Source organism: Jiangella alkaliphila, assembly GCF_900105925.1.
GTDB lineage: Bacteria > Actinomycetota > Actinomycetes > Jiangellales > Jiangellaceae > Jiangella > Jiangella alkaliphila.
On record NZ_LT629791.1, the window covers coordinates 4,721,672 to 4,735,480 of the forward strand.

A 13,809-nucleotide genomic window follows, 5' to 3' on the forward strand; every position below is an offset into this window, starting at 1 on the left:
GCGCTGGGACCTGTCACGGGCCGAGCCAGCGGTCCAGACGCTCGGCGATGAACTCGTCGTCGCGCAGCTGGGGGTACGCGGCCCAGATGCGGTCGATCTCGTTCAGCTGACCCGGCGAGAGCACCTCGGCCTCGTCCAGGCACCACAGGCCGGCCAGCAGGCCCTGCCGGCGCAGCACCTCGTGGATGCCCGGCACACAGCCGTGGAACCCGTGCGCGGCGTCGAAGATGGCCGCGTTGGCGTCGGTGAGGACGGGGTTCAGCGCGAGCAGCTCGCGCAGCGCGGCATCGTCGCCGGCCCGTGCGCGGCCCGCGGCGGCGAGGACGTCCACCGCGCCGCGCACCCACACCGCCCACTGCCCGAGCAGGCCGCCGACCACCTCGATCCGCTGCCCGTCCAGCTCGTACGTCGTGAGCAGGTCCATGACGATGTGGTCGTCGTTGCCGGTGTACAGCGCGATGTCGCCGGCGCGGCCGGACAGCGCCAGGCCGTGGACGACCTCGAGCGTGGCGTACCGGTCGAACGGCGCGACCTTGACGCCGGTCACCGCGGGCTGCTCGGCCAGCCGCCGCCAGAAGTCGCGGCCGAGGACGCGGCCGCCGACGGCCGGCTGCAGGTAGAAGCCGATGACCGGGATGACCTCGCCGACGGCGCGGGCGCGGGCGAGCAGGTCGTCCTCGGAGGCGTCGCCGGTGCCGTACGGCGTCAGCAGCGCCAGGTCGTAGCCCAGGTCGCGGGCCAGCTCGGCCTCGGCGACGGCCTGCTCCGTCGGCCCGACGATGCCGGTGACCAGAACGGGCGCCTGCTCGGGGTACTCGGCGGCGGTCTCGGCGGCCAGTTCCAGCACCGGGGCGAGCAGGCCGCGGCCGGGCTCGTGCACGGCGAACTGGGTGGTGTGGACGGCGACCGCCAGGCCGGTGGCGCCGGCCTCGACGTAGTACCGCGAGAGCGCCCGCTGCCGCCGTTCGTCCAGCTTGCGGTCGTCGTCCAGGGCGAGCGGATGCGCGGGGATCACGCCACCGGCGCGGAACCGGTCCAGGGCGGTCATCAGAACTTCCCGTCGCGTCGCTGGAACTTGGTCGGCTTGCCCAGCGTCGGCAGGCCGGCCCGGACCCAGTGCGCGGTCGCCTCGACCAGCTCGGGCACCGCCACGTCCGGGTAGCCGAACAGCCCGTGGCAGCGCTGCGCGTTGGCCAGCAGGGCCGTCGGCTCCTCCTCGCCGGTGAACGTCACCGGCTTGTCCAGCGCCGCGGACAGGTCGGTGGCCAGCCGGCGGACGCTGTGCGTCTCGGGGCCGGTGACGTTGAGCAGCAGCGGCGGGGTCGACACGTGCAGCAGCGCCCGCAGCGTCACCTCGTTCGCGTAGCCCTGCCAGACCAGGTTGAGGCTGCCCATCGTGATGTCGACCGGCTCGCCCGCGTCGATCGTCTGGGCGAGGTCGACCAGCACGCCGTAGCGCATCTCGACGGCGTAGTTGAGCCGGATGATCGCCATCGGCGTGCCGTCGCGCCGCGACGCCGCCTCGAGGATCCGCTCGCGGCCGAGGCAGGACATCGCGTACTCGCCGATCGGCCCGGGCAGCGCGTCCTCGGTGGCGCCGCCGCTGCCGACCCCGACCAGCGGGTACACGTTGCCGGTCGAGAGCGCGCTGATGCGGCTGCCGGCGTAGCGGCGGGCGACGCGGCCGGGCAGGTAGACGTTCGTCTCCCAGGTGCCGGACTGGTTGCCCTCGGTGCCGAACTTCGCGCCGACCAGGTACACGACGTTCGCGGCGTCGGGCAGCGCGGCCAGGGCGTCGTCGTCGGCCACGTCGGCGGCGACGACCTGCGCGCCGGTCGCCTCCATGGCCTCGCGGGCGCCTGGCCCGCTGTACCGGGACACCGCGATGACGCGGGCGCCGGTGCCGGCCTCCTCGACGCCCCGCACGGCCAGCCTGACCAGGCTGACGCCCAGCTTGCCGCTCGCGCCGAGCACCACCAGGTCGCCGTCGAGCCGGCGCAGGTCCTCCACCAACTCCGGCCGTGGCCGCGACAGTCGCTCGTCCAGCTCGTCGATGCTCCGCACCCGCGCACCCCTCCGTGTTCACGTACTTACGGTCCAGACCGTAATTTGCGGGACGTGAAAATGTCAAGAGCGCGGAGAGCGGTGCTGTCAAGGCAGGTACTTGCGGTGAAATGGGTGGTTACTCGGCGGCCAGTCCGGCCCCGAAGACGATGGCGAACCCCACGGCGAAGCCCGCGGCGGAATGGTCGAAGATCAGGGCCAGCAGCAGGCCCAGTCCGAACGCGACCATGAATCTCTTAGCCAGCTTCTGACCCATCGCCACTCCCTGCAGTGGTGGGGACAACGCTGGTTCCATGATCAGCCAGAAAGCCGGGTCGGGCGCAACCGAAAGTCTCACATTGAGGGACGCCGTCTCGCGGTTCGTCCCGGTTCTGCCGGAAATCAGGCCAGGCAACACGCCGCACCCAGCAAAGTTGATCATGGAGCAAGGAGGCTCCCGGCGCGGTTTTGAGCCGACCTTCTCCATGATCAACGGGGTGGGGCCGGGAATGCCCTGACGTCGCCGAAGACCCGCCGGACCGCGGCCACGACGTCGTCGGCGCCGTCCGGTCCGGCCATGAGCTGCGGCTGGCGCAGCCAGAACACCGTCGCGGCGGCCGCCTCCGCCCCCGGGGCCGGCAGCGCCCGGGCCTGCCCGCGCAGCGGCTCCAGGCCGCCCAGCGGGGGGTAGCCGGCGTCGACGGGCACGCCCTCGGCCGCCAGCGCACGGCCGGCCCAGTCGCGGTCGACGCCGGGCGCGGCCCGCAGCATCAGCAGGTGCCGCGAGTCGGCCGTGGTCCCCGGCGGCTGTGGCACCACCTCGACCGGCCGGTCCGCGGCCGCCAGCCCGTCGACCACCCGGCGGGCGAACGCGTCGCGCGCGGCGACCTCGTCGTCCAGGCGCTCCAGCCAAGGCAGCAGCAGCGCCGCCTGCAGCTCCGTCATGCGCAGGTTCCAGCCGATCTCGGCGTGGTGGTACCAGGCGCCGTCGCGGACCCGGCCGACGTTGCAGGCCGACCAGATGCGGGCGGCGAGGTCATCGTCGTCGGTGACGATCAGGCCGCCCTCGCCGGCGGTCATCGCCTTGCTGGACTGGAAGCTGAACGTGCCGGCCGTCCCGTGCGCGCCGACCGGCCGGCCGTTGTACGCGGCGCCGTGCGCCTGCGCGCTGTCCTCGACGACCGCCAGGCCGTGCTCCGCGGCCAGCGCCAGCAGCTCGTCCAGCGGCGCCGGGCTGCCGGCCAGGTGCACCGGCATGACGGCGCGGGTCCGGTCGCTCAGCGCGGGCCGGACGGTGCCGGCCGTCAGGTGCAGGTGGGCGGGGTCGACGTCGGCGACCACCGGCACGGCGCCCAGCAGCAGCACCGCCGTGGCGCAGGCGACGAACGTGTACGCCGGCACCACCACCTCGTCGCCGGGCCGGACGCCCGCGGCGCGCAGCGCGACGAACAGCGCCAGCGTCCCGTTCGTCAGCACGATGCCGTGCTTCGCGGCGTGCCGCCGGGCGAACTCGGCCGCCAGCTGCTCGCACAGCGGCCCGGACGTCGCGCCCCAGTGGCCGCTGTCGACCACCTCGGCCAGCAGCTTGCGCTGCGCGTCCGACGCGGGCGGCGGCCAGGCCGGCCAGGGTGCGCGGCGGACCGGGTCGCCGCCGTCGATCGCGAGTGTCGTCATGGCGTCTCCTACGAGGCGAGGGTGAGGCGCCGGCCGAGCAGCCGGACCGCGTTGCCGCCCAGCACGAGCGCGCGGTCGGCGTCGGACAGCCGGGCGAGGCGGACCTTCCCCAGGCCCAGCCGCGGGTCGAGGAAGCACGCGTCGGTGCCGAACAGCACCCGGTCGGCGCCGGCAGTGGCGACCAGGCGCTCCAGCCAGCGGGTGGTCAGCCGGGAGCCGCAGATCTCCAGGTACAGGTTGGGCTGCGCGGCGGCCAGCCGGGCGGCGCGGTCGAAGCCGTCCTGCCAGAGCCCGGCGTGCCCGACGAGGATCGGCAGCGTGGGGTGCCGGCGGGCCAGCTCGGCGAGGTCGCCCGGGTCGGAGTACGGCGAGCGCGTCTGCCCGTGCGACAGCACCGTGGCGCCGGCCGCGGCGGCCAGCTCGAGCAGCGGCTCGTACCGCGGGTCGGTGGCGGCGCACAGGTGAGTGTCCGGGTGCAGTTTCAGGCCCCAGACGCCGGGCCGGTCCAGCTGGTCGCGCAGCCGCGCGGCTGCGTCCGGATGGTGCGGGTCGGCGACCAGCCAGACGCCGATGCGGCCCGGGTGCCGGGCGGCCTCGGCCAGCGCCAGCTCGTTGCCCGCGGCGACGTCGCGGCCGACGGCGACCAGGTGCGACACGCCGACGGCGTCGATGCCGATCTCGGTGTTGACGTCCACCAGCCAGGCCGCGCCGGGCTCCGGGACGAAGAAGTCCGCCCAGCCGCCGACGTGGCCGTGCGCGTCGATCACCGGGGTCAAGATCTCACCGCCTCGAACGAGCCGGACGCGATCAGCTCGATGTCCGCCTCCGGCAGCCGCAGGTGGTCCAGCTGGAACCGTGGCCCCGCGTCGTCCCACACCGGGGCGCCGGTGCCGAACACCAGCCGGTGCGCGCCGGCCTGCCGGGCCAGCCACTCGACGGCGCCGGCCGCGGCGAGCGTCCCGGTCTCGACGTACACGCCCGGGTTGGCGTCGAGCAGCTCGGCCAGCTCGCGCAGCGACCGGTAGCCCGGCGAGAGCACCAGCACCCGCAGCTCCGGCACCGCCGTGGCCAGCGCACGGACGCGGTCCAGGCCGGTCTCGAGCGCGTCCAGCGCGAGCGGGACGCCGGCCGCGGCCAGCTCGTTCCACCACCGCAGCGCCACCGGCCCGGTGAGCGCGAACCGGTGCCTGACCGGGCAGGCCCGCACCATCGCCGGCGCGGCGTCGACGACCGCGCCGGGGCCGTCCGGCCAGCCTGCGCCCGGCACCGCGGGCAGGATCACCGGGACGCTGACCAGCCGCTCGTGCGCGTCGTCGCCGCCGGGACGCTCGTGCGCCGGGTCGCCGTACAGCCCGTTGCTCGGGGTGACGGCGGCGCCGTCGATGCCGAGGTGGTCCAGCTCCGCGAGCAGGCCCGCGACGTCGACTGACGGCACGTGGTCGCCCGGCACCGGCCCGAGCAGCCGGTGGGCGTCGAAGATCCGCACCGGCAAAGTCAGCCCTTCAACCCGGTGGTCGCGATGCTGTTCACCAGGTACCGCTGGAGGACGCCGAAGATGACCAGGCACGGGATGACGCTGATCGCGGCCGACGCCATGATGCGCGCCCGCGCCACCGTCTCGGCGTTCAGGGTCGACAGCCCGACCGTCAGCGTGCGCATGTCGTCAGTCTGCGCGATCACCAGCGGCCACAGGAAGTCGTTCCAGTGCCACAGGAACACGAAGATGCCCAGCGTCGCCAGGACCGGCTTGGTGAGCGGCAGCACCAGCCGCCAGAACACCGTCCACTCCCCCGCGCCGTCGATCTTCGCCGCGTCGAACAGGTCGTCCGGCAGCCCCTTGATGAACTGGCGCATCAGGAACACCGCCTGCGAGTTCGCCAGCGTCGGCACGATCAGCCCCCAGAACGTGTTGACGCCCTCCATCCGCGACACCAGCACGAACATCGGGATCAGCGTGGCCTGGGCCGGCACCATCAGCGTCGCCAGGAACGACCACATCAGCGCGTTGCTGCCGGGGAACCGCTTGCGGGCGAACGCGTAGCCGGCCATCGCCGCCGTCAGCAGGATGACCACGACGGAGACGATCGAGTAGATGAACGAGTTCAGCGTCCAGCGCAGGAACGAGGACGCCGACAGGACGGCGGACAGGTTGTCCCACGTCACCTCCTCGGGCCACCGCTGCGGGATCGTCTGCGCGCCCTCGGGCGTCACCGCGAGCACGATCACGGCGACGAACGGCACCACGGTGAAGACCGACGCCAGGATCAGCAGGACGGTCAGCCAGATGTTCGCCCCGCTCCGCCGGCGGCGACGGCGCCCGGTGCCGGCCGGGTCCGTCGCCGCCGGAGCGGGGGGTGCGGTGAGCGTGGTCACGTGTTCTCCCGGTCCAGGACGTAGCGCTGCACCAGGGAGATCACGAGGACCACGAGGAACAGCATGACGCCGATGGTGGCTGCGTAGCCGAAGTCGAAGAACTTGAAGCCCTGGTCGTAGAGCATGTAGACCAGCCCGTACGACGCTCGGGCCGGGCCGCCGCCGGTCATGACGTAGATCGTGTCGAACACCTGGAACGCCACGATCGTCTCGATGACCAGCACGAAGAAGATCACCGGGCGCAGCAGCGGCAGCGTGATGCGGCGGAACTTGGCCCATGCGCCGGCGCCGTCGAGCGTCGCCGCCTCCATGAGGTCCTCGGGGATGTTCTTCAGCCCAGCCAGCAGGATGAGCATCGAGTAGCCGAAGCTCTTCCACACCGACACGATGGCCAGCGAGCCCAGCACCATCGCCTGGTTGCCGGTGAGGAACGCCACCGGCCCGAGGCCGATGCGCTCCAGCGCGCCGTTGATCAGCCCGTCGGACTGGTAGATCCAGATCCAGATGATGCCGGCCATGACGAACGAGGTGACGTACGGCAGGAACAGCAGCCCCCGGAACAGCCCGCGGCCGCGCACCACGTGGTGCAGCATCGTCGCCGTGCCCAGCGACACCACCAGCGTGAGCGGCACGTACATCAGCGCGTAGAGCAGCGTGACGCGCAGGCTGTCGAAGAACAGGTCGTCCTCGATCAGGCGGCGGTAGTTCTCCGCGCCGATGAAGGTGAACTCGCCGCTGAGCCGGTAGTCGGTGAAGCTCATCCCGACCGCGCCGAGGCTCGGCACGAACCGGAAGATCACGAACAGCACCAGCATCGGCAGGACGAAGATCAGTCCCCAGCCGGGGTCGCGGACGCGCTGCCGCCACGTCGGGCGAGGAGCGGCCGTGCGTTCCAACGTCATACGGTTCTCCTCGCCCGCCATGGGGCGTCAGCGGTGGCGGCGTCAGCCGCCACGGGCGATCAGGTCGCGCGCCTCCGACGCGGCGTCGGCGAGCGCGTCCTCGGGCGACTTCGAGCCCTGCAGCGCGGCCTGGAGCTGCGCCGACAGCACCGCCATGACCTGACGTGCGGTCGGCGTCACCTCACCCGGGCGGGCGTACTGGAGCGCGTCGCTGAACGTCGCCAGGGCGTCGTCGCCGGTGGGCGCGTCGACGTCGGTGCGCGCCGGGAAGGTGCCGGCGCCGGCGTTCAGCGCGGCCGAGACCTCCGGCGAGGCGATGTAGGACGCCACCTCGTAGGCCGCCTCCTCCTCGTCGCTGATGCTGGTCAGCGCCAGGACACCGGGGATGCCGAAGCTCACCTGCTCTTCACCGGTCAGCGGCGCTCCGACCACCACGTTCTCCTCGCCGATGCCGGCCCGCATGTGCACGACGTCAGGCAGTGTGATGGCGTAGGTCATGGCCGCCCCGCCCGTGGTCAGCGGTCCGCCGTCGACCAGGTTCGTCTTGGTCGCCGCGTCGGCCGGGAGCCCGCCCGCCTCCTGCAGGTCGAGCAGGAACTGCAGGGTCGCGAGCCCTTCGGGTCCGTCGAAGGCGACGTCGGAGCCGTCCTCGGTGAAGACCGAGCCGCCGGCCTGCCACAGCAGCGGGTAGAAGGTGAGGTTCAAGGTCGTCTCCGGCGAGCCGGAGTAGTCCATGACGGCGACGCCGTTCGCGGCCAGCGCCGGCGCGGCGGCGAGCAGGTCGTCCCACGTCTCCGGCGGCTCGGTGATGCCGGCGGCCTGGAACGCCGCCATGTTGTACGCCGTGGTGGTGCTGGTGTGGTAGATCGGGACGCCGTACAGCTCGTCCTCGAACGTGACGACGTCCAGCGCGCTCGGCAGGTAGGCGTCGCGGTCGTCCTCGACGGCGCCGTCGAGCGGCTTCAGCCCGCCGCTCACCTGGTACTGCAGCGTCTGGTCGGGCGTGAGCAGCACGAGGTCGGGACCCTGACCGGAGGCGATCGCCGTGGCGATCTTCTCGTCCTTGCCCTCCCACGGCTGCTGCTCGATCGTCAGGTCGATGTCCTCGTTCTCGGCCTCGAAGTCCGTCTCGACCTGGTCCCAGAACTCGATGCTGGCGTCCTGGTCAGGGATCACCGGGTACATCCACACCGTGATCTCGGCCGAGCCACCACCACCGCCGGCAGTGTCGTCGTCGTCCGAACCCCCGCACGCGGCGACGGTCAACAGCGCCGCCAACCCGACCGCCATACCTCGAACTCGCACCGGAAACCTCCTCGCCCAGGGCCGGCAAATACCGGCCTGGGCCGAAACTATAGCTGACCAGGCCAACCGTCAAGGCGCCGCGCGAATCGCACTCGTGGCCCGTCCATGCAGGGTGAAGACACAGGAGAATAACGGCCTTGACCGAATATAGGGCGCTCACTACGCTGCGGGCACGCCAAGGCTGAGGAGGCCGCATGCTCCGCCGCTCCCCGATCGCCGCAGTCCTGCTCGTGCTCGCCCTGGTCCTCTCGCCCGCAGCGGCCACGGCCGAGCCGGCGACGCCGGCCCCCGCTGCCGCGGATGCGGCCTGGACCGCGGTGCCGCTCGGGCCGGCCAGCGTCGCCACGCCTACCGGCTCGGGCGGATTCATCGGCGACATGCTGTGGTTCTCGACCCGGCAGGCCAACCCGCCGGCCCTCATCGGTCTCGATCCCGCCAGCGGCGAGGCGGTCAGCCAGATCCCGCTGCCGGACAGCCTGGGCGCCTGGGTGAGCGCGGTCTCCGGAACCGACGTCTACGTCGGCACCTACACGCCCGCCAAGCTCTACCGCGTCGACACCGTCAGCGGCGAGGTCGAGGAGATCCTCACGGCCGGAGGTTCCGGCGCGGTCGTCTACGCGCTGACGGTGGCGCCGGACGGGGTCGTCTACGCCGGGACGTACGAGTCGTCCGGCGGGCGGATCCTCGCCTACGACCCGGCCACCGGAGCGGTCACCGACCTGGGCGTCACCGTGCCGGGCCAGGACTACGTGCGCGCGCTGGTGGCCGACGAACGCTACCTCTACGCCGGCATCGGCTCGGCCGCGTCGCTGGTGCGCATCGACCGCGCCACGCACGAGAGCATCGACCTCACTCCCCCGGACCTGGCCGGCGCCACCTTCGTCTCGTCGCTGGCGCTGCACGAGGGCGTGCTGCTGGGCGGCGTCTCGCCGCGCGGCCAGCTGCTCGTCGTCGAGACCGCCGACCCGTCCCGGTACGAGCTGGTCCAGGCGCCGGCCGAGACGTTCGTCGTCGCCGTGACCGGCGGCGAGCCGGGCCGGGCCTACTTCGCCGCCCGGCCGTCGGGGACGCTGTACGGCTACGATCTGTGGTCCGGCACCGCGGAGGCACTCGCCGTACCGGCGCCGGAGAAGGCGGCCAGCGGCCTCACCTTCAACGACGGCCAGGTCTGGGGCCTGGTCGACGGCCTCGCCTACGCCTACGACCCGGCCGGCGGCGGCGTCACCGGACTGCCGCTGGACGCGGCCGGCGTCACCCCCAGCCCGGAAGGGCCGATGGCCCTCGCCGCCGACAGCGAGCACGTGTACGTGTCCGGTTCCGGCGGCGTCCAGATCCACGACATCGCCCGCGGCGGCAGCAGCCGGGTCTTCGTCCCGGGCGAGGCGAAGTCGCTGTGGCCCACCGGCGACACCGTCTACCTGTCGGTCTACACCAGGGCGCTGATCTACGAGCTGCCCTCCACCGCCGGTCCGGTGCGGCAGCTCGCGGAGATCGGCCACGAGCAGACCCGGCCGCGCGACTCGTTCCTCGACGACGGCACCGGACGGCTCTACGTCGGCACCGAGCCCGACTACGGCCGTTACGGCGGTGCGCTGGCGGTCTACGACACGGCCACCGGCGAGCTGGACGTCTACCGCGACATCGTCGAGGACCAGACGATCTCCGCCGTCGCGGCCGAGGGCGACACCGTCTACATCGGCAGCGACATCAAGACCGGCCTCGGCACCTCACCGGTCGCGACCCGCGCCGAGGTGGCCGCCGTCGACGCGGGCACCGGCGCGGTGCGCTGGTCGATCCCGGCACCGGCCGGGGCCACCGTCGTCGGCGACCTCCGGCTGATCGGCGCCGAGCTGGTCGGCCTGACGTCCACCGGGCTGCTGTTCGGGCTCGACCCGGCCACCGGGACGCTGCGCTGGCAGCACGCACTGGGCGTGAACGCGTCGATCCTGACGCCGTCGGCCACCGGGGTCTACACGACGGACGGGAAGTCCATCCTCCGGCTGACCTGGCCCGAGCCGGGCGCGCCGGTCGTCTCGACCGTGTACACGGGTCTGGCCGGCGAGTGGTATGGCCCGGCCTCGGTCACCGCCACGCCGGACGGGTCGGCGCTGTTCGCCGTCCAGGGCCGGACCCTCGTGCGCCTGGACGTCCCCGGCGAGCTCTTCGCAGACGTGTCGGCGGCGTCCTCGTCGGCCTGGGTGGGCGACCCGGACCGGTCCCGGGTGTGGCGCGCGTCGGTCACCGTCACCGTCCTCGGCGCGGACGGGTCGCCGCTGGCCGGCGCCCGGGTCACCGCCGGCTGGCGGGCCGGCGACCGCCCGGCGGCCACGACCTCCTGCGTGACCGGCGGGGACGGCAGCTGCGTGCTGCGCCGCACCGTGGCCGACGCCGCGGCCGTCACCGCCGACGTCACCGCCGTCTCGCACCCGTCCCTGCCGCGGGGCGCCGTCGAACTGTCCAAGACCGTCACCGTCACCGCTCCGGAACGAGGTTCCCGATGACCGAACTCAGCCGCCGTACCTTCCTCTCCGCCGTCGCCGCGGCCGGTGCGCTGCCCGCGGTGCCCGGCATCGCCGGGGTCGCCGCCGCAGCCGGCTCGCCGGCACCGGAGCTGTTCGGACCCGCGGCGGTGACGGCGGCCATCGTGGGCATGGCGGTCGAGGGCGACACCGGCTACCTCGTGACCCGCGGCCAGACCCCGCCCAAGGTCGTCACCGTCGACCTGGCCGCCCGGACCGTGACGCGCATCGACCGCCTCGACCGCGGTGACGGCGGCTGGGCGTGCACGATCTCGGGCGGTCAGGTGTACGCGGGCACCTACCCGACCCCCGACCTGTACCGCTACGACCCCGTCAGCGGCGAGGTCGAGCTGCTCGGCACGATCGGGCCGTCCGGCGGCTTCGTCTGGTGCCTGACGACGGCGCCCGACGGCACCGTGTACGCCGGCACGTCGCCGCGCTGCGAGCTGTGGGAGTACCGGCCGGACACCGGCGTGCTGCGCAAGGTCGGCCGGGTCGCCACCGACACCCAGTTCGCCCGCGTCGTCGCCGCCGACGACACGACGGTGTACGTGGGCACGACGCCGCTGCGGCACGTCATCGCCGTCGACCGCGCCACCGGGGCGATGCGCGACATCTACCCGGCGGACCTGGAGCGCACCGGGTCGGTCGACGCGATCATCGCCACCGGCGACCGCGTGCTCGTCTCGGCCGGCGGCCAGGTGCTGGACCTCGCGCCCGACGGCTCCGACTACACGGTCGTCGCGCCGCCCGAGCCCTCGACCATGATCGACGGCCTGACGCTGACGCCGTCGGGCGAGCTGCTGGGCGTCGCGCGCCGCACCGGCGCGCTGTTCCGGCGGGTGGGCGACGCGCTCGAGCCCGCTGGTGTCGCCAACGCCGGCGACGAGACCCGCGGCCTCTGGCTGCGCGACGAGTCGGTGCTGCTGGGCGCCGGCGGCAGCGGGGTGCTGTGGTTCCACGACCTCGCCACCGGCGACACCGAGACGTTCGACCTCACCGAGACCGACGTGGCCGGGCCCGACCTCGTCCAGTACCTCAGCTACGACCGCAGCGCCGTGTACGTCGGCGGACACTTCTACGTCACCGTGCACCGGCCGTGGGCCGGCGTCGAGCCCCGCCGGATCCGGGTGAACGGCGAGATCAAGGCGATGCTGCCGCACGAGGGCCGAGTGCTGGGCGCCATCTACCCGAGCGGCGAGCTGATCAGCATCGACCCGGCGACCGACACCGTCACGTCGCTGGGCATGCTCGGGAACGACCAGCAGCGTCCGTGGGAGCTGGCGCTCGATACCGAGCGCGGCCTGCTCCTCGTCGCGTCGGCGCCGGGGACCGGCCGGCTGAACGGCGCGCTGACCGTGCTGGACCTCGCGACCGGCGCGATGGACGCCTACGTCGGCCTGCTGCAGGACCAGAGCGTCATGTCCGTCGCTCTGCACGACGGCGTCGCGTACCTGGCCGGCGACACCTGGGGCGGCGGCGGCGCCACACCGACCCAGCCGGCCGCGCAGGTGGCCGCGTTCGACCTGGCGACCCGGACGGTGCTGTGGCGGACCGAGCCGATCGCCGGGCAGGCCAGCCTGCAGCACGTCGAGGTCCACGACGGATATCTCTACGGCGTGTACAAGCGTCTGAGCGGCACCTGGTTCGCGATGGACCTCGCCACCCGCACCGTCGTCAGGCAGGGCAGGATCAGCGGCTACGGCGAGATCGTCGTGCACAACGACCAGGTCTTCGCGGCGACCAACTTCGGCGACTACCTCTACCGGCTGCGCCCCGACCACGACGCGGAGCAGCTGGCCGGGCCGCTCGTCGCCAGCTGGTTCACCGTTCCTCAGCTGGAGTTCGAGCGCGGCTGGACCGCTTGGGGGGTTGCGGGCCGCGAGCTGGCCCGCTTCGACCTGCATCCGCGGCATCGGCGCTGAGCTCGCCGGCGAGCAGCAGCCAGGTGGCGGCGGGCACCGTCGCGGCGGCGGCCGGCGGGTCGATGCCCGTCGACGTGAGCAACCGGTGCGCGCGCTTCTTCGGCACGTGCGCCCCGAGGACGTCCCGCGCCGCCCGGCGCGGCTGCCGGTACGCGTCCTGCAGCAGCCGCCGGGCCAGGCGGGCCTGCTGCCTGGACACGTCCGTGCGGCGGCGGACCACCAGGTGCGCCGAGTCGACCGACGGCGCCGGCCGGAAGCTGCCAGGACCGACCCGCCCGGCGATGCTGAGCTCGAACCGGGCCCGCCACCACGCGACCTCCAGGTCGCGCGGGTGCGTGTCGGTCATCCGCTTGGCGAACCCCCACTCGACCAGCAGGTCCGCCTGCCGCACCGAGGTGCCCTCGGGGTCGAGCAGCCGGCGCAGCAGCGCCGTCGAGATCGCGTACGGGATGTTCGCGACCACGGCGTACTGGCGGTGCGGCAGCATGACCGTGCGCGCGTCGGCCTCGACCACCCGCACGCCGTCGTCGTCGGAGAACCGCCGCTGCAGCTTCGCGACGAACCGCGGGTCGCGTTCCACGGCGATGACGCGGGCGCCGGTGGCGGCCAGCGGCCCGGTCAGCGCGCCCAGGCCGGCGCCGAGCTCGACGACGAGGTCGCCCGGCCCGGCGCCGGACGAGCGGACCATCCGGGCGCTGACCGCCGGGTCGCGGAGCAGGTGGATGCCGGCGTGGTTGGGCGCCTGCGCGGCGGTCTTCGCGGGGGCGCGCTTCGCGCCGTTCTGGCGGTTCGGGCGGCCGGAGCGCTGGTGGGTACGGGAATGGCGCGGCATGGCCATCACACCAATCGAGATCACGAGGGGACGCGGACGTCGAAGAGCCGCGCCGTGCGCCTCGGGTGTGATCACCGAGGGACGGACGCGGCTGCGGCGTGCTCCCGTGTGCCGGCCTCGGACCGCTTCAGATCGCGGTCAGCCGGCGGTGCGTGAAGCTACGCCGTGACGGACAGGCGGGGACGCCAGTACGCCACAGCGCCGTTCTTTGTCATTCCCACGCCGCCAGCATAACG

General features: G+C 73.3%; 12 protein-coding genes. 2 read left to right on the forward strand and 10 right to left on the reverse strand.

Features of this window, described 5'->3' with window-relative positions; all coding sequences use genetic code 11:
* Positions 1-13: 13 nt before the first annotated feature.
* From BLV05_RS21590 to BLV05_RS21625, 9 genes are all read right to left on the reverse strand, one after another.
* Positions 14-1,048: a dihydrodipicolinate synthase family protein gene (locus BLV05_RS21590; protein ID WP_046770395.1), complete on the reverse strand. Its 1,035-nt coding sequence runs from the start codon at positions 1,046-1,048 to the stop codon at positions 14-16.
* Entirely contained in the window at positions 1,048-2,064 is a 1,017-nt protein-coding gene (locus tag BLV05_RS21595; protein WP_046770396.1) for an NAD-dependent epimerase/dehydratase family protein, read from the reverse strand. The genes BLV05_RS21590 and BLV05_RS21595 overlap by 1 nt, the downstream gene beginning before the upstream one ends.
* Before the next feature lie 118 nt (positions 2,065-2,182).
* Positions 2,183-2,530 (reverse strand): hypothetical protein, encoded by a 348-nt coding sequence (locus BLV05_RS35940; protein ID WP_152690885.1) that lies wholly within the window; start codon positions 2,528-2,530, stop codon positions 2,183-2,185.
* 2 nt (positions 2,531-2,532) lie between these two features.
* Positions 2,533-3,717 carry a DegT/DnrJ/EryC1/StrS family aminotransferase gene (locus tag BLV05_RS21600; RefSeq protein ID WP_046770397.1) on the reverse strand — a complete coding sequence of 395 codons (1,185 nt, stop codon included), beginning with the start codon at positions 3,715-3,717 and terminating at the stop codon, positions 2,533-2,535.
* Between the two features lie 8 nt (positions 3,718-3,725).
* Positions 3,726-4,484 carry an amidohydrolase family protein gene (locus BLV05_RS21605; protein ID WP_197683246.1) on the reverse strand — a complete coding sequence of 253 codons (759 nt, stop codon included), beginning with the start codon at positions 4,482-4,484 and terminating at the stop codon, positions 3,726-3,728.
* A 5-nt stretch (positions 4,485-4,489) separates the two neighbouring features.
* On the reverse strand, positions 4,490-5,203 hold the full coding sequence (locus BLV05_RS21610; protein WP_152690886.1) for an amidohydrolase family protein: 714 nt from the start codon (positions 5,201-5,203) through the stop codon (positions 4,490-4,492).
* Between the two features lie 8 nt (positions 5,204-5,211).
* Positions 5,212-6,090: a carbohydrate ABC transporter permease gene (locus BLV05_RS21615; protein WP_046770399.1), complete on the reverse strand. Its 879-nt coding sequence runs from the start codon at positions 6,088-6,090 to the stop codon at positions 5,212-5,214.
* The gene (locus BLV05_RS21620; protein WP_052762735.1) at positions 6,087-6,992 is read right to left on the reverse strand and encodes a carbohydrate ABC transporter permease; all 906 of its coding nucleotides are present in this window, start codon (positions 6,990-6,992) and stop codon (positions 6,087-6,089) included. The genes BLV05_RS21615 and BLV05_RS21620 overlap by 4 nt, the downstream gene beginning before the upstream one ends.
* 42 nt (positions 6,993-7,034) lie before the next feature.
* A complete protein-coding gene (locus BLV05_RS21625) occupies positions 7,035-8,297 on the reverse strand; it encodes a sugar ABC transporter substrate-binding protein (protein WP_197683247.1) in 1,263 nt (420 codons plus the stop codon).
* A gap of 194 nt (positions 8,298-8,491) precedes the next feature.
* On the opposite strand from BLV05_RS21625, the gene BLV05_RS21630 reads away from it, so the two are divergent.
* Complete coding sequence (locus BLV05_RS21630) at positions 8,492-10,798, forward strand: outer membrane protein assembly factor BamB family protein (RefSeq protein ID WP_046770402.1); 2,307 nt, start codon at positions 8,492-8,494, stop codon at positions 10,796-10,798.
* Complete coding sequence (locus BLV05_RS21635; protein ID WP_052762736.1) at positions 10,795-12,741, forward strand: NHL repeat-containing protein; 1,947 nt, start codon at positions 10,795-10,797, stop codon at positions 12,739-12,741. The genes BLV05_RS21630 and BLV05_RS21635 overlap by 4 nt, the downstream gene beginning before the upstream one ends.
* On the opposite strand, the gene BLV05_RS21640 is transcribed toward BLV05_RS21635, so the two are convergent.
* On the reverse strand, positions 12,641-13,573 hold the full coding sequence (locus BLV05_RS21640; protein ID WP_082155488.1) for a ribosomal RNA small subunit methyltransferase A: 933 nt from the start codon (positions 13,571-13,573) through the stop codon (positions 12,641-12,643). The two genes, BLV05_RS21635 and BLV05_RS21640, sit on opposite strands and share 101 nt — an antisense overlap.
* Positions 13,574-13,809 lie beyond the last annotated feature (236 nt).